Here is a 17758-nt window from a genome sequence, read left to right on the forward strand (position 1 = left end):
AAATCAAGCATAATGTTAAAAGAAGTAAAAACAAGCGACAATCTAAAGTTCTGGACCATAGATGACAAGGGAAAAGTCACTATTATTCAAAGTAAACTCATAGAGTTTATTTCAAAATCTGGTTTTGCAAAGGCAGAAACCTCAAGCACTGACTATCTGTTGGTGCAACAATCAAGCAATACTGTTAGAGAGATTGCGGATCATGCAATTGTAGATTTTGTAAAGGCATATTTAATTAAAATAAAAATGCTTGATGTTTACGAGGCATTCATAAGAGGATCTTCAGGTTACATTTCAAAGGCTAAACTTCGTTTTTTGAATACTGTAGAAATGGTAAACGATAAAGATGAATTTGACAGTAGTTGGTTTCATTTTCAGAATTTAAGTTGTCAAGTTGGCAAAAAATCTACTAGAAGCATATTACGCGAGGATATCGAAGGTAAAATTTGGGAATCCCGAATTATACAACGGGAATGTTTTCCATTGCTTGCACAACACCCTTCACAGTTTCAAATCTTCTGCTATAATCTATCAGGAAAGAACAAGGATAGGTTTTTGGCTTTGAAAACATTGGTAGGATATTTACTTCATCGGAATCAGGATCCAGGAAATGCTAGAGCTATAATTTTTATTGATGAAAACATCTCATTTGATGGTACTGCGAATGGTGGAACAGGGAAAAGTTTATTGCTAAGCGCCATTGGGAAATGTAGGGAAGTTTCTGTTATGGATGGTAAAAATATAAAATCAAATAGCTGGTTTAAGAATCAACGTATAAACCGCACAACAGATGTGATATTTTATGATGATGTAAATAAAGATTTCTCATTGGAGACTTTATATTCTATGATTACAACAGGGATTACTGTTGAGAAAAAATATCAAGCAGAAGTATATATTTCTCCTAGTGATGCTCCTAAAATATGTATTTCTAGTAATCATATAGTAGGTGGTACAGGAGGTAGTACCGATATTAGAAGGAGGTGTGAGTTTGAAGTGTCTAATCATTATAGTGAATCCTATACTCCCGCAGATGATTTTGGTAATTATTTTTTTGAAGGCTGGGATGATCAAGAATGGAATAATTTCTATGCATTTATGATGCATTGTGTACAAATATATTTGCGCAATGGGCTAATACATGCAAAACCTATAAATCTTAAAAAGAATGGGTTGATTAATATAACTTCAGAGGATTTCGTCATGTTTATGGAAATGGGTCTTGTAGAATTGAACCAATGGATTAGTAAGGATATAGTTTTAAAATTATTTATAGAAGAATTTATATATTGGAATAATATGTCTCCCCATAAAATGACCAAATGGATGAAAGCGTATGCAAAACATAACGGAATTATATATGAGGATCGGAAAGTTGGAGAGAGATATGAATTTTATTTAAAATCTATTAAAGAGGAGTTGAGCGATGAAGAAGAATAAAAAATCAGCCGGTATCATCTATACAGTAGAATGTAAAATCACAGGTGAATTTTATGTAGGAGCAACAACAGGCTCTATTCATCAAAGAGAATTGGATCATACAGAACGTGCGAAACGAGGCGAAAAGGGAAGATTTTATGAGGCTATTTCAACACATGGACCTGATGCCTTTGAATGGAGTCAAACAGACACTGCTAACACAACTGATAATCTTGCCAGAATGGAAAAGGAATACATTGCAAATTTTGATTCCAAGAATAATGGCTTTAATTCGGATTCGGGAGGTGGCATTAAAAAAACTGTATATCAATATAAAATTAATGATGGAAGTCTAGTAAATACTTATCCAACATTAAGTGAAGCCGCAGATGCAGTTAACGCAGCTAAAACAAGTATTGGAAATGCATGTATGGGTCAAAATAAAACCTGTAAAGGCTATCATTGGAGTTATAATTTTAGCGTGCCTTTCAATCCAACAGATGATTTAAGAAAGAAAAAAGTCTTACAATATTCTCATTCTGGGAAATTAATAAATGAGTTTAATTCCGTATCGGATGCAAGTAAGTTGACAGGGCTATCTAAAACATCTATAAGTCGGGTATGTAGGAATGAACGTGAGAAAAGCGGAGGTTTTATATGGAAATACAAGTAAGATAAGGTGCTTCGGCACCTTTCTTTTGACAACAGCATTACTTGGCTAACGAACTTCAGCAAAAGTTATTTATGCATGTTTGCAGTTGGTATGCACATATTTTGATACATTTATTGAAAATTAATATCAATGTCTATAACCAAACATGCCATTATTCGCTATCAGGTACTTGATAGATGCTTTAGAAATCCAGGAAAACAATATAACATTGAGGATTTATTGGAAGAATGTAATGATGCATTATCAGAATTTGATCCTAAAACCAATGGTATACAAAAACGACAATTGTATGAAGATATTAATTTTATGCAATCAGAACATGGTTGGTCAGTTCCTATTGTGAAAACAAAGCGAGGTAGAACTGTTTATTATCAATATGATGATTTAAATTTCTCAATCAATAACCAACCCTTGAATCAAATGGAGGCAGAGCAACTCAAATCTGCAATGATGGTTTTAGGTCGATTTAAAGGCTTGCCACAATTTGAGTGGATTGAAGAGTTATTGCCAAAATTGGATCAAACTTTTAGCCTGTCCAAACAGTCTGAAAAAGTCATGAGTTTCGACAATAATGAGTATTTAAAAGGGATTGAACATCTATCAGAATTATTCAATGCTATCATATATAACAAAACTTTACTTATTCAATACCACTCTTTCAAGAGTGAACAGCCCAACAGTGTCATATTCCATCCCTATCATTTAAAGCAATATAATAAGCGTTGGTTTTTATTTGGTAAAAACCAACATTTTGAAAATTTAACTAATTTGGCATTGGATCGAATAGATTCAATTGAGCAAGCAGGCGAGAAATTTGTGCCTAATTCAATTGTGGATTTTGAAGAATATTTTGATGATGTAATTGGAGTAACGATACCAGAAGACAATAGCATCACGAAAATTGAATTAATTGCTAATCCTGGTTTGGCACCTTATATAAAGACCAAACCACTGCATGGATCTCAAAAGACCATTATAGAAGATGATAAAGGTTACACATTTTCAATCGAGGTTTTTCTTAATCGTGAATTGGAAAGCGTTATTTTGGGGTTTGGTGAAAATATTAGAGTTATTTCCCCCATTGATTTTAAAGAACTATTGACACATAGAATTCAACAGAATCTAAATAATTATAATTAATGCAGATTGAATGCACACATTCAATTTAAGTTTGCTCCGAAATCAATTAGAAAATAGTAATTGGTATTATCAAAATCAAAAATTTTAAAATTAAATGAAGAAAATTAACCTAAATGTTATAGCATCACTAGTTACTGCCGAGGCGCTTTACAAAAGTAACTTGGATGAGAAGGAAGTGATGATTCTTCAAAGTTTCCTTTTGGTTTTAAGAAAAGAAAAGCTGTTGGTATCGAATATTGAAGCAAATAATTTAAATGATTTCAAGAATGAAATCAAATTAATTACGGAATCAACACAAAATCAAAGTTTACTTAAAGTTTATAATACCTGGTTGGTTCCAATATTGAATAAAGTACGTCGACATTATTTGTTTTCTACAGTTAATGCATACGCTAACCTAAGCGACGAATACTTGATGAAAAATGGTAAAGATTTGTTTGACAATCAGTTAAATGGATACTTCAATAGCGTAGGGAAAAGAAACAGTGACGCTATTCAACCTCAAGAGTTGACAGAGTTATTCAATTATTTTTTGGATAAAGATAAAGTTATAGATTACTACAATCCTTTTGCTGGCTTGGCTTCATTGGCTTTAAATCTCCCACAAAATGTGTCTTATTATGGAGAAGAATTAGAAGAGTTAAGTTGTATGTTGGGTTCCTTAAGGATGATAATGTATAACTGCCCAAAACATTTCTTACTTAAACACACAAACAGTATTGAAAACTGGTCAGTTGGGTCTGAAAAACGGTATGACCACATTGCTTTTAATCCTCCATTTAATTTAAAATTAGATGAAGCATATAATCATTTTTTGCATGTAAGCGAATATGGTTCTCAAAGAAACGCCAATTCTCTAATTATCTCAGAATGTTTTAAAAAACTCAATAATGATGGTTTAATGGTCTTATTAGTACCTAATGGTTTTTTATTCAGTAAGCAAAAAAATGAATTAGCTTTAAAGAAGTATTTAGTGGATAATCATCATATAAAATCTATAATTTCCCTACCAAAAAGGATTTTCGTCTTTTCAGGAGTATCTGCTAATTTGCTCATTCTGTCAAAATCAGAAGTAGGAAGTACCATTTTTGTTGATGCTACAACTTGCATAAAAAAAGAATCAAGTAAAGTTCAAATTATCGATACAGATCAAGTAAAGAATGTTTTAAATAGTATTAGTTCTCATTTAAAAAAGGAAATTAAGGTCGAACAAATAATTGAAAATGGATATGACCTCTCTGTTCACAGATATGTTTACGAGGAACTCAATTTAAATCCCGAGGAAGAACTTCAACTACAACCATTATCGGAATTGGTTATACCTGTAACTAGACAAAAGATTCAGGAGAAATCTGGGAAATTTTTGAGAATGAGCGACTTATCTAATGATGAAATTAATTATACAAAGTCTTTCGAAAACTTACTAAATAGGGATTTAAGAGGTAATGCCAATTTACTCCCAAATCAGTCTCTGTTATTATCATTGGTTTCTAATGATATTAGGCCGACATTTTATAATAAGTACAGTGATGAAAACATATATTACCCATATTTATTAACGTTTGCTTGCACAGTAAAAACTGAAATTATTGATGTTGATTACCTTATAATTGAATTGCATAAAGATTATGTGAAAAATCAATTGAACCGTTTAAGAGATGGTACTGTAATGTCAAAAATTCGAGTAAAGGAGCTATTATCAATTGAGATTGTAGTTCCATCCCCAGCTGAACAGAAGCAAAAAACATATCTCTTTAAAGATTTTGTAATTCAAGAAAAGAAAAGTGAAGTTAAGGAGTTAATGCACTCATATGGAATTGATGTTGCAGATGAAAACAGTTTTTTACGTCATCAAATAGCGGGACGTTTAAAAAATGCAAGAGGGGCTTTTAAATCTATAAAATCGATTTTTGAAAATGAAATCCTTTCTCGAATTCCAGAATTGTACAATTTAAAAATAAATGATGCTTTAAATATTAAATTAGGTGATTATATGCAGATTTTAGAGAGGGATTTAAATAGTATAAATCAATCAGTAAATATTTCGAATGAAGCCATTGATTTCTCTAATATCAATGTCGAACGCATAGGATTGATTCAGTTTACAACTAAATATGTACAAGAAATTAAGAGTAGGACGTCTAATATATTCAAAATTGACTTAAATGTTGATCAAAATGCTTTAATTGAAAACCAAATCAAAGAAATCTACATTAATGGTGATAAGGAATTGTTGAGACGGCTCTTTGATAATATTTTAGATAATGCAGAAAAGCATGGTTTTAATAATACAATATCTCACTTGAACAAAAACGAGATTCTATTCATATATGATTTTAAAGACCTAGAGGTTCAAGTGGACTTTACCAATACAGGTATTCCCTTGCCAGAAAATTATTCTTGGGAATCCTTTACCAGAAAGGGGAGTAAACATGGGGCAAATGGAGGTGAAGGTTATGGGGGTTGGTTAATGAATGAAATAATGAAAAAACATGGAGGAAAACTTAGTTTCAGTGATGAGACAGGTGCTGAAGGAATTAATAATGAATGGGCTACAGCAATTGAGTTATCTTTTCCATTTGAAATAAATAAATAAGATGATGTATAAAGTTTTATGGTTTGACGATGAGCACGAAACGTTGGAATTAATTAAGCAGGAGGCTTTATTAAACGATATCCAGCTGATTGGGTATTCCAATGCACGGGAAGGTTTAAAAGCTTTAAATGAGGATCCTAAGCTCTATGATGCTATTTTGTTAGATGGGCTGTTTTTGAAAAATGAAGATCAATCAAAGGATGATGTCACTGACGAGGCTTTCGGAGAAGTTGCTAAAACATTAGGTTTAATAAAAGAACGCAACATCATAATACCCTGGTTTATTTACTCAGGACAACCAAATTTTGTTAAAGACAATAATGTTTTGGTTAATTTATTTAAAGACCAAGCTTTTGCAAACGGAAAAATCTTTAATAAAAATAAAGATGAAGATTTTCCAGAATTATGTAATGAGATAAAAAAAGCGGTTAATAACCAGCCTATTACTCAAGCAAGACACGATAATCTCGAAATTTTCATGATTTTCAAAGATGGTTACTTATCATCAAATGTAGAGGATAATGTTTTACAGCTTTTAATACAGTCACTTCCACAGAATAATACAGAATTTAAAGGTATGTTGACTAACATTCGTAGTATTCAAGAGAGTTGTTTTAATAAACTAAAAGGTATTAATGTTATTCCATCAAACCTATCGCGATTTACAGATGAATTAAAACATTTATCTGGAAATATGACTTGGAATTCCACTTTGAGAAAGTATGAGCCTAAGTCTACAATATATCAAAGTCACGAAATAGAATTGTTGCAAAGTTATATTTATAAAACTTGTGGTTCGTATATTCATTATTTGGATAATCAAAACTATGGTGGTTATATGATTTCAAATTATACCATAGAATCTTTAAGACAAGGGTTATTAGAAATTTTGTTGTGGTTTAGAAAGACCTATCATGAAAACAAATAATACTCTACAGGACTTTTAAGCCTAGACCACACACATTAAAATTATATTTACAAGCCCATTAAAAATAAAGGAAATTACAAATGATTACAGGAGAAATTAAAAGTAAAGTAGATAAAATCTGGGATGATTTCTGGACAGGTGGTATATCCAATCCACTAACAGTTATTGAGCAGTTCACATTTCTAATATTTATAAAACAATTAGACGACAAGCAGATTCAACAAGAAAAGGAAGCCTCCTTATTGGGTCTTCCACTTGAAAAACCAATATATACTGAAAAGCAAAAACCTTTACGCTGGAGCAGTTTCAAGCATAAAGATCCTGAAACCATGTTTGATCTATTTACAAGACCAAAACGTGAATTGGATGATATTACAGCTTTCGATTTCATGAAAACTATTGGTGCTAAAGGTGGCGAATTTGCCAAGTTTATGAAAGGTGCCATCTTCATGATTCAGTCCCCAAAGCTTTTGGATAAGGTAGTGCAACAAATAGACCAATTACCATTGGGTAATCGTGATACTAAAGGTGACCTATACGAATACATGCTTTCTAAAATAGCAGAGGCAGGTACAAACGGACAGTTTCGTACGCCACGTCATATCATCAACATGATGGTTGCCATGGCGCAACCTAAGCAAGATGATATTATCTGTGATCCAGCCTGTGGAACAGCAGGTTTTTTGGTAAGTGCAGGCGAGTATGTTTTTGATAATCATAACGATTGGTTTAACGACAAAACCTTTCGTGAGCATTTTAATAGTAATATGTTTCATGGGACTGAATTTGACCCGTCCATGTTGCGTATTGCAGCTATGAACTTGCAGTTGCATGGTATGGAAACCCCTGCATTGACAGGTACTGATGCTTTAAGTGAAGCCAACGGTAACGTGGTGGATGCTTATACCCTTATTCTGGCAAACCCACCATTTAAAGGGAGTTTAGATTATGACGAAGTAGAAAGTAGCTTATTGCAAACTACGAAAACTAAAAAAACAGAATTACTCTTTTTATCCCTCATATTACGTACTTTAAAAGTAGGAGGACGCGCGGCTGTTATTGTACCAGACGGCGTCTTATTTGGAAGTTCTAATGCGCACAAAAGTATCCGTAAAGAAATTGTAGAGAATCAAAAGCTAGATGCAGTTATTTCTATGCCAAGTGGAGTTTTTAAACCTTATGCAGGTGTCAGTACAGCTATTTTATTCTTTACTAAAACCAATTCCGGGGGTACAGATAACGTGTGGTTTTACGACATGAAAGCTGATGGATATAGTTTAGACGATAAGCGTAATGCGGTAAAAGAGAACGATATTCCAGACATCTTAAAGCGATATTACAGTTTAGATGCTGAGGCCGAGAGAGCGCGCACTGACCAAAGTTTTATGGTTCCTTTTGAGGCGATTAAAATTAATGACTGGGACTTATCTATAAATAGTTATAAGGAAATTATTTACAAAGAGATTGAATTTGAGTTACCAGCTTGTATTATTAAAGAGATAGAAGAACTAGACATAGAAAGAAATCAAGCTTTATTTGCGTTAAAAGAGATGTTGAAATGAATAAATCTAATTTACTTCAGAATTTAAATAATCTTAAATTATTACCCTCATCATGGGCTGTTAAAAATTTTAGTGATGTAGTTGCCGATAATTCTGGGGGAAATAAAAAACTAGCTAAATCTAATTTTTTAGATGAGGGTGATATTGCAATAGTGGATCAAGGAAAAGATCTCATTGCGGGATATTACAGTGACCCTGATTTTATGGTTAAAGCTAAGCCGCCTTATGTCGTGTTCGGTGACCACACTAGAGCATTTAAATATATTGATTTTCCATTCATAATGGGTGCTGATGGGACTAAAATATTACAACCTAAGAAAAGCAACTGTAATTCGAAATTTCTATATTATTTCTTTTTGAGTATAAATGTTCCTAACGCAGGTTATAGCAGACATTTTAAGTACTTGAAAACCCTGAAAATCCCACTCCCTCCCCTCGAAACGCAAAAGAAGATAACTAGAATTTTAGATGAAGCAGACAAACTGCAACAATTAGACAAACAGCTCATTGAAAATTATGATGCTCTTACGCAATCGTTGTTTTTGGATATGTTTGGAGATCCTGCTACAAACTCTATGGGTTGGAGACTTTCAACTATTGAAAAGATATTAGAGACTAAATCTCAAAATGGTCACTATGCGCCAAGACAGGATTACATCAGAGATGGTATTCAAATGATTCATATGTCTGATGCTTTTTATCAAATTGTGAAACCTGGAAACTTAAAACGAGTAAAAGCCGATGAAAGGCTTATTCTGAAATATGAAATAAAATCTAAAGACTTAATTTTGTCAAGAAGATCATTAAATTACGAAGGAGCTGCACAGCCTTGTCTAGTTCCTGAATATGACGAGCCATTGATATATGAATCCTCTTTAATCAGGTTAAGACCAGATCTGGATATTATCAATACAACTTTTCTTTTTTATTTTTTAAATAATCAAAGAGCTAGACAGAGGTATGTATTGAAACATGTTACAAGATCTACTATATCAGGTATCAACAACAAAGGGTTGAATGCGATTGAGTTATTAGTACCTCCGATAAATCTCCAAAACCAATTTGCAGAAAGAATACAAGCTATAACAGCTCAAAAGAAACAGTTACAACAAAGCCTTGTAAAATCAGAAGAATTGTTCAATAGCTTATTGCAAAAAGCATTTAAAGGGGAGTTAATTAAATAAAATGTATAAAATGAGAACCCTAAAAGAATTTGATGAAATTTTAAAAAACGACAAGAGTATTGAAGAATTAGAATATCAACTTGACGAAATGGTTGAAAATTTTAGAAGAGTTGCGGATGATGAGATTAAAATCACACAAAAAGATGCAGAAACTTATGCTGCTCAAGGACAGGAAATTAAGCGTAGATTGGAATACTTAAAGGAGTATAGAAAATTTAATGGTTGGGATTAAGTGAAAGTTATAATGATTTAATCTAAATAAGGTTGATAAAATAAGATGAATGGTAACAAAAATCTTTCTGCAACCAAATAAATCCTTTCAACGGATTTCTCATTATAAATCGGAGAGAAGTAGGCTTTTGCAATTACTATATCCAAGCGCATCAACGAATATTGGAAAGGTAGTGTTTAAAGAAGGGGCCAATAAAGGAATTGTTGTTCGACTTTCGAAAGATCAAATTTTTATAGGCTTTGACAAAACCTTTTTAAACTCTCGGCCAAATTTAAATAAAGACCTAACCACAAAATTTAAATCTCTGAGTAATCATATGGAATACAAGATTTATGAGAAAAGCTTAGTATGTATCCAATTAAATAAGAATTCATTTGAAGACACCAGAATAGGAATAAAGCAGAGAGCTGCTTTACATGTTTTAACTTTGGAACCATGCTTAACGCAAATTAGAACTTTGTAGAATATGGAAATAATGAGTAATTCATAACATCTGAAAATAGCATTTAAAATGATTGAATTTAGACCATTATCTGTCTAAAATAAAATAAACTCAAAAGTGGAAAATTATTTAATTTTATTTGATGAAAGAAAATAGCGGTTTAGATAAAAAATCTTTGAGTATAATCTCTGGTAAAAATGCAGATTGGAAAGAATTGGCCAAGGATTGTGTTTGTTTTGCAAATGCTCACGGAGGCAAGATATTAATTGGAATTGAGGATCATGAAGAATTACCAAATGCAACTCAAATAGTCTCAAAATCTTTAATTGAGCAAATTAATAAGCGTATCCCATCTTTAACATTGCAGGTTGGCATTTCCCCTATAATTATAACCGCAGAAAATGGGGGTCAATATATAGAGTTGTCAGTATTTAGAAGTACGCAGTCTGTTGCAAGTACTACTGATGGTCGTTATTATATGAGAGTTTCGGACGAGTGTAGGCCCGTGCTTCCAGATCAAATAGAGCGTTTGTTTTCAGAGAAAAGTGCATTCGTTTGGGAAGAAAAAACAGTACGAAAGATTCCTGTTGGGGATTGTGATATCGAAAAGTTTACCGCTTTTTTAAAAGATATCAAGTCTTCAGAACGTGTTAGTGCTTTTGTGAAAGAGATGACGACAGAAGAAATTACAGATTATTATTTTTTAACTCATAATGGATTTTTGACCAATTTAGGTGTGCTGTGGATCGGTAAACGTAGAGATAGAGCCATTTTACATTATGCGCCCTCTATACAGTTTATTAAATATAACGAAGAAGAGAATAAAATCTATAAAAAAGTTTGGGATGATTTTTCGCAAAATCCCAAAGAGCTCATTTCTGATATTTTAACGCAAATACCAGATTGGAATGAATTTACAGAAGTATCGGATGGTATTTTTAGAAAAAATATTTACAATTATCCTCCAGAGGTAATTAGAGAGCTCATTGCAAATGCCTTTGCCCATAGAAACTATACAATGCGTGGCGATATTTTTATAAATCTGCATCACGATAGATTGGAGATACATAGTCCTGGTTTGTTGCCTTTAGGAGTAACCCCAAGCAACATTTTGACAAAATCCGTGCAGCGAAACCAATTACTTGCCAAATTGTTTTATGATTTAAAACTTATGGAAAAGGAAGGCAGTGGCTATGATAAAGTTTATGAGGTATTATTAGGGAATGGAAAGGAAGTGCCGGAAGTTATTGAAGGAGAGGATAGAGTAGTTGTGACGGTAAAAAAACAAATTATAAGTAAGGACGTTCTAAAATTAATGGACAGAGCTTCAAAAGAATTACAGTTAAGGCAACGCGAAGTAATAGTATTAGGATTAATTGCTCAGAATGATGGTGTTTTTGCGGTTGAGCTGTCAAAAGATTTGAATGTTAATAAACCTAATGGTTTACAGCAATGGCTAGGGCGTTTGCTAGAGTTTGAATTGATACTCACAAAGGGTAAAACTAAGGGAACATTTTATTATGTAAATCCTGAATTTTTAAGAACTACAGATTTTGTAGAAAAAACCAATCTGAAAAGAATAGAGCCACACCGTCTTCAAGAACTGATTTATGAAGACTTAAAAAATTATCCAGAAAGCCCTATTAGTGAAATACATAAGAGAATAGGGGAAGAGATTAAACAAAGAACTCTTAAATCCAAATTAGACGAAATGATTGAAAATGATTTGATTCTAAAATCTGGAGAAAAGAGATGGACAACCTATTCTATCAACATAAAGCCGTGAAATAAATAATGAAATGTTGATAGGATGTTGATAGAATGTTAATAGAATCGCAATTGAATAGTTTAAAAGTATATTAAAAATCAATATATGAATGTTTGGGAAGATCCTTATACTGAAAGTCTTAATGACCTTCTTGAAGAAAGTAAAAGCATTTCTATAAAGCTTAAAACGCGATTAAATGCTATTGACTGTCCAACAATAAATGAGCTTTATCTTGAAAAGAATTCAAGATATCATATTCAAAAAAAATTATTTAATGAATTTGGATATTTACCAAACAGTCGTTTGTATCCAAATAAGGACATTTTAAATGAGTTCAAAGGCTTGTATGTCTTTGGTGAAAAGTCTGAAGATAGTGTCTTGCCCATGTATCTTGGAATCTCTAGAACAATCTATAGGAGGTTGAGACAACATGGTTTTGGAAAAAAACATAATGAGTGTACTTTGGCCTATATTCTGGCCAATCATGAAAATTTCGAAAGTAAATTTAATTTAGGTAGAGCGCAACTGCCAACTGACCTTTTAAGCATGGAAAGAGAAAGAGTCAGGAATTTTAAAGTAGCCTTGTACCCAGTGGAAAGCAATTACGAATTATATTTTCATGAAGTTGCCATAGCAGGACTTCTAAAAACTAAATTCAATAAATTTAAAACACATTGATTTTCATGGAAACCCTTTAAATGCTAATCTCTTCATATAAATTAATTAGATAATATGGATATGTGTGGGTTGTTTGCACACATTGATTGTAATGTTGTATTGTAAAGCTTATGATAATATCAACTTCTAAAAGTCCTCAGAATAACGAGCAAAAATAAACAAGAGTTTGAAAATTAGAGATTGACATTCATTAAGGATTTTCATAAGTCAATATTTCCTACATTTAAAGTTTGTGATTAAATCAAGTCTATGAGTAATTTTGAATTTATAAAGGATGAATTTCCGGAGTTATATGTCCAATCTATTGAGGCTGAAAAGTTTGCAATAACTGCACCTAAATATGCTGCGTTGCAGTGCAGGATTGTGTTAGAACTTGCAATCAACTGGCTTTTTGATAATGATCCCGAATTAGTAAGACCTTACGATAATACTTTATCAGCACTCTTGCATCATCCTGAATTTAGAAATGGTATAAAACCAACCATGTTTACGGAGCTTAACTTGATAAGAAAATCAGGTAATATGGCTGCTCACGGAAATAAAGTAACGCAAAACCAAGCTTTGGTGTCTTTGCGGAGCATTTTTAGGTTTCTGTCATATGTTAGTAAATACTACAGTGCAGGGAATCTTGAAATTCCGATGTTTAATGAGGATTTAATCAAGAAAGGAGATACCAATGATTTATCATCAAAGGCTCTTCAGGCAAAATCAGATAAAATTGATAGACTTATTTTAGAGTCTAAAGAGCAATTAGAAAGGCAAGAGTCTCTCCAAAATGAAAATGAACTTTTAAAACTTCAATTAAAGCAGCAACAAAAAGAATTTAAGCAACGTAAACACAAGCGTCAAGAAGCCATCAAATTTGAAGAGGCTATTCCTGAATTGAATTCAGAGCAGGAAACAAGAAAGCTGTTAATTGATGTTTTATTGCAGGAAGCTGGTTGGAAGAATCTGCGTAAAGGCATAGAAAATGAATTTCCAGTGATTGGAATGCCAATTTCGACCAATACTTCAGGGAAAGGATATGTTGATTACGTGCTTTGGGGTGATGATGGAAAGCCATTAGCTGTAATAGAAGCAAAAAAGACCATGAGTAGCTCTAAACAAGGAAAGCATCAAGCTTTTTTATATGCAAATTGTTTGGAAGAAACGACAGGGCAACGTCCTGTAATCTTCTACAGTAATGGATTTGAAACACATTTATGGGATGACACTTTTTATCCAGAACGAGAAGTAAGCGGTTTTTATACAAAAGACGAATTGCAATATCTAATTGCCAGAAGAGAAACAAGAACTGACTTAAGAAACTTTCAAGTCAATCTTGATATTACTGGTAGACCTTATCAATTAGAAGCTATTAAACGTGTTAGCGAAGCATTGGTTACAACGTGCCAGGGAGAATTAAAAGGTAAGTCCAGAGAAGCACTTTTAGTGATGGCAACAGGAAGTGGAAAGACCAGAATATCAGCGTCTATTGTAGATATGCTTACCAAAACCAATTGGGTAAAACGTGTTCTGTTCTTAGCAGATAGAAATGCGTTGGTTACACAAGCTAAAAATGCCTTTAAAGAGCACTTACCTCATTTGAGTGCTATAGACTTGACTAAAGAAAAAGAAGATAATGGCACGCGTGTGGTGTTTTCAACTTATCCGACCATAATGAATCGTATAGATAGTCATAAAAATGAAGACGGCAGATTTTATGGCGTGGGACATTTTGATTTGATAATTATTGATGAAGCGCATCGCTCTGTTTATAAAAAATACGGAGCCATTTTCGATTATTTTGATGGTCTTTTAATTGGGTTAACTGCTACGCCTAAGAAAGATATTGATATTAATACCTATTCCTTATTTAAAATTGAAGATGATAATCCCACATTCGCATATGAGTTAAATCAAGCTGTAAAAGATAAATTTCTTGTGCCTCCTAGGGCAATAGAAGTTCCTGTCAAGTTCATATATGAAGGTATAAAATACAAAGAGCTCTCCGAAGATGATAAGGCGAAATTTGAGGACACCTTCGATGACGTTGATCTAAACGAAGAGGAAGATTATGTCATAGAAAAATCGCAAATTAATAAGTTCTTATTTAACGCTGATACCATAGATAAGGTATTGGATTACCTAATGAACAATGGAATAAAAGTTGAGGGGGGCGATAAATTAGGTAAAACAATCATTTTTGCAAAAAACCATAAACATGCAATTTTTATTGAAGAACGCTTTAATAAGAATTATCCAGAATATTCAGGCAAGTTTCTAAGAGTTATTGATAATTACGAAAGTAAAGCACAGGATTTATTAGAAAATTTTTGTCAAGATAAAATAGAATTAGAACCCCAAATTGCGGTGTCTGTAGATATGTTAGATACAGGTGTAGATGCACCTCGTGTTGTCAACTTAGTTTTCTTTAAACAAGTAAGATCTTATTCTAAATTCTGGCAAATGATTGGCAGAGGAACACGATTAAGACCAGATTTGTTTGGTCCAGGCATAGATAAAGAGCATTTTATAATTTTTGATATCTGTGATAATTTTTCCTTTTTTGGTGAGCATCCTGATGGTATTAATGCGAGTAGTTCTAAAGCCTTATCACAGCAAGTTTTTGACCTTAAACTGAATATTATTACTACCATTAGGGATAATTCAGATGCAACAATTGAAGAGGATGAGTTGGCTCAGAATTACACGAACCAGCTTTACACTTTAATTGCAGATTTAGATGAAGAACGTTTTGAAGTGAGAAAACACTGGAGGTTAGTAAAGGAGTTTCAAAGTCGAACTCGATGGGATAACTTGTCATTAACTGATAATGCAGATATTTCGAATAATTTGTCATTATTACCATCCTATACAAATGATGTAAATGAACGTGCAAAGCGTTTTGATTTACTCATTTTAAATCTACAATTAGCAATGCTTGTTGGGAATATGAGTTTGCAAGATCGCTATATAAAAAACATATATGGAATAGGTAAAAGTCTTTACAGGAAAAGAAATATTCCAAAGATTAAGGAAAAATTATCTACAATAAATCAAATTCAAGACGAGGAATTTTGGGTAAATATCAATGTCAAGGCTGTTGAAGATATACGTATTGAAATTCGTGACTTATTGAAATTTATTGAAAAAGAAGAGGTCAAAATTATTTACACCAATTTTAAGGATGTTTTACATGAAGATAGAGTTACAGAACATGATATCATGCCTGCTTACACAAGATTGAAGAGTTATCGGGACAGAGTGGAATCATTTATTAGAAAGAATAAATCACATTTAGTAATTGATAAATTACACAAGAACATTGCAATCACTCCTAAGGAGCTTGAATTGTTGGAATCATTTTTATTTAATGACGAGTTAGGATCCAAGGAAGAGTATATTAAAGAATATGGAGAGGAGCCCTTAGGTAAATTTATAAGATCTGTTGTTGGGTTGGATATTGAAACAGTAAATAGCCTATTTGCCAACTTTATTGATGACAAAAATTTAAAACCAGTTCAGATTACTTTTATTCAAACACTGATTAACTATTTAAACGTCAATGGCACACTTGATAAAAAGCTACTTACCAAACCTCCCTTCAACGAAGCCAATGATAGTGGTGTAATTGGGTTATTTGAAGATGATGATGTGCGGAAAATAGTATCCCTCATTGACACTGTTAATGAAAATATAGGTTAATCTCAAAATGCTATCAAAAAAGTTGGCATATTGGCAATTCGCCTCATTTTTTAGAATTACATATCCTTTGAATAAATTGCCGCTAACAGTATTTAATATTTTTTAATAAATATCTATCCAAGTTTTGATAGATTCAATTTGATAAACACTGTAAAAGAACAATCTGAATATGACTGACAATGAAATTGAAAATTTTGTAAAGCAAACGATTCGTGAGAATGTCATTGATATTCCTAAGAATGATTTAAATGATATTTATAAGAAATGGCAAAACAATGAAAAAGCGAGTAATAGTGTTTTTGATAGGAGTCTAATGCAATCATTACAGTGCGTTCCCCACAACAGCTATTTGCTAGGGGTTGATTTTCCGTTTTGGTTTGGAGATTTAAAAGCCAACATAAAAAGGATCATGATTGTTGGTGTAGATCCATTAAGAAACAAAACTGATTTTAAGAAGGCTAATATTCATCAAAATGTTTTAATTAGCACACCTTATGCACTCCATTCTGAAACGGCTCGTAATGGAATAACAAAAGCTTATTGGGCATTTGTGGAATCTTTAAGTGCCAATCATTTTGTGTATCTCACAGATATTTATAAATCCTTCTTTTACGTGGATAATCCTAAAATGACAAGAAGTTATAATTACTATCCAAAACAACAAGGATCAGTGGAGAATCAAAGATCTATTTTAATAAAAGAAATCGATTTCTTAAAACCTGATGTTATCATTACATTTGGTAGTATAGCTTTTTTAAAATTAACTTCAAAAAAATATGTAAAATTAGGTAATGGAATTGATTACAATAAAACATATTTGGAAGAATTTAATGAAATTCCCGTTTTGCCATTTATGCATTTGTCAGGGAGTACTAGGGATAAAAATTTAGAAGATTTTCTTAAAGTGCATAAAGTTGAGAAGAAGAAGGAAGGTAGGGTTGGCTATGGAAGTGCCTATGCCGAAATAATAGAGAACTCTTTTATTAATAATTAATAAAAACAAATAAAAGGCATACAATTCGGATACCAATAGAACAAATTAAAGCTGAAGTTGTTGTAATTCATTTTATACCAGTCCTTGGTTCGAGCCCAAGAGGAGGAGCAAACAAAGAGTTACATGAAAATGTAGCTCTTTTTTGTTTTGGGGTGGTTCCGAATCTTTGGCTTTGATAATTGCCATTGCCCTTTTAAATCATACCTATAAAACCTCCATTTTAGGACTTCTAAAGTGCTCTCTGTAATTCTTAATTCATCAAACTCGCCTTTTTTTTATTCTTCAATGCACAACGAATTCCAGTTTTTTAGATGTAACGAGATGATATTTAGAATAACATTGAGTTTTAAGTAAACCCCTTATTCATATTAAAAAATGATGTAGCTTATTGCAGCCGGTATATTAATCTTTGATGTGACTATTTAGAGTGATTAATACGCATTGAACTTAAAGTG

At 32.4% G+C, this 17758-nt stretch carries 13 protein-coding genes; all 13 read left to right on the forward strand.

Annotation, left to right across the window (positions count from 1 at the left end; genetic code table 11):
* The first annotated feature begins 12 nt into the window (after nt 1–12).
* The 13 genes from ES711_RS08625 to ES711_RS08685 all read left to right on the forward strand — a co-directional run bounded on the left by ES711_RS08625 (nt 13) and on the right by ES711_RS08685 (nt 17303).
* A complete protein-coding gene (locus ES711_RS08625; RefSeq protein WP_146892620.1) occupies nt 13–1440 on the forward strand; it encodes a primase-helicase family protein in 1428 nt (475 codons plus the stop codon).
* Nucleotides 1427–2092: an NUMOD1 domain-containing DNA-binding protein gene (locus ES711_RS08630; protein ID WP_146892622.1), complete on the forward strand. Its 666-nt coding sequence runs from the start codon at nt 1427–1429 to the stop codon at nt 2090–2092. The genes ES711_RS08625 and ES711_RS08630 overlap by 14 nt, the downstream gene beginning before the upstream one ends.
* Before the next feature lie 129 nt (nt 2093–2221).
* Nucleotides 2222–3232, forward strand: a complete 1011-nt coding sequence (locus ES711_RS08635; RefSeq protein ID WP_146892624.1) for a helix-turn-helix transcriptional regulator — start codon at nt 2222–2224, stop codon at nt 3230–3232.
* A 94-nt stretch (nt 3233–3326) separates the two neighbouring features.
* Nucleotides 3327–5828, forward strand: coding sequence for an N-6 DNA methylase (locus tag ES711_RS08640; protein WP_146892625.1), 2502 nt, complete (start codon nt 3327–3329; stop codon nt 5826–5828).
* A 1-nt stretch (nt 5829) separates the two neighbouring features.
* Complete coding sequence (locus ES711_RS08645; protein WP_146892627.1) at nt 5830–6756, forward strand: hypothetical protein; 927 nt, start codon at nt 5830–5832, stop codon at nt 6754–6756.
* Nucleotides 6757–6836: 80 nt separating this feature from the next.
* The gene (locus ES711_RS08650; protein WP_146892629.1) at nt 6837–8318 is read left to right on the forward strand and encodes a type I restriction-modification system subunit M; all 1482 of its coding nucleotides are present in this window, start codon (nt 6837–6839) and stop codon (nt 8316–8318) included.
* Nucleotides 8315–9502, forward strand: a complete 1188-nt coding sequence (locus ES711_RS08655; protein WP_146892631.1) for a restriction endonuclease subunit S — start codon at nt 8315–8317, stop codon at nt 9500–9502. Before ES711_RS08650 ends, ES711_RS08655 begins: the two co-directional genes overlap by 4 nt.
* 10 nt (nt 9503–9512) lie before the next feature.
* Nucleotides 9513–9734 (forward strand): hypothetical protein, encoded by a 222-nt coding sequence (locus tag ES711_RS08660; protein ID WP_146892633.1) that lies wholly within the window; start codon nt 9513–9515, stop codon nt 9732–9734.
* A gap of 49 nt (nt 9735–9783) precedes the next feature.
* Nucleotides 9784–10197, forward strand: coding sequence for a hypothetical protein (locus ES711_RS08665; protein WP_146892635.1), 414 nt, complete (start codon nt 9784–9786; stop codon nt 10195–10197).
* A gap of 121 nt (nt 10198–10318) precedes the next feature.
* Nucleotides 10319–11962, forward strand: coding sequence for an ATP-binding protein (locus ES711_RS08670; RefSeq protein ID WP_146892637.1), 1644 nt, complete (start codon nt 10319–10321; stop codon nt 11960–11962).
* An 87-nt stretch (nt 11963–12049) separates the two neighbouring features.
* Entirely contained in the window at nt 12050–12622 is a 573-nt protein-coding gene (locus ES711_RS08675) for a hypothetical protein (protein ID WP_146892639.1), read from the forward strand.
* 249 nt (nt 12623–12871) lie between these two features.
* Nucleotides 12872–16309, forward strand: coding sequence for a DEAD/DEAH box helicase family protein (locus ES711_RS08680; RefSeq protein ID WP_146892641.1), 3438 nt, complete (start codon nt 12872–12874; stop codon nt 16307–16309).
* 169 nt (nt 16310–16478) lie between these two features.
* Nucleotides 16479–17303 (forward strand): uracil-DNA glycosylase family protein, encoded by an 825-nt coding sequence (locus ES711_RS08685; RefSeq protein ID WP_146892643.1) that lies wholly within the window; start codon nt 16479–16481, stop codon nt 17301–17303.
* Nucleotides 17304–17758: the final 455 nt, after the last annotated feature.

Origin of the sequence: Gelidibacter salicanalis (genome assembly GCF_007997285.1) — a bacterium.
Taxonomy (GTDB): Bacteria; Bacteroidota; Bacteroidia; order Flavobacteriales; family Flavobacteriaceae; genus Gelidibacter; species Gelidibacter salicanalis.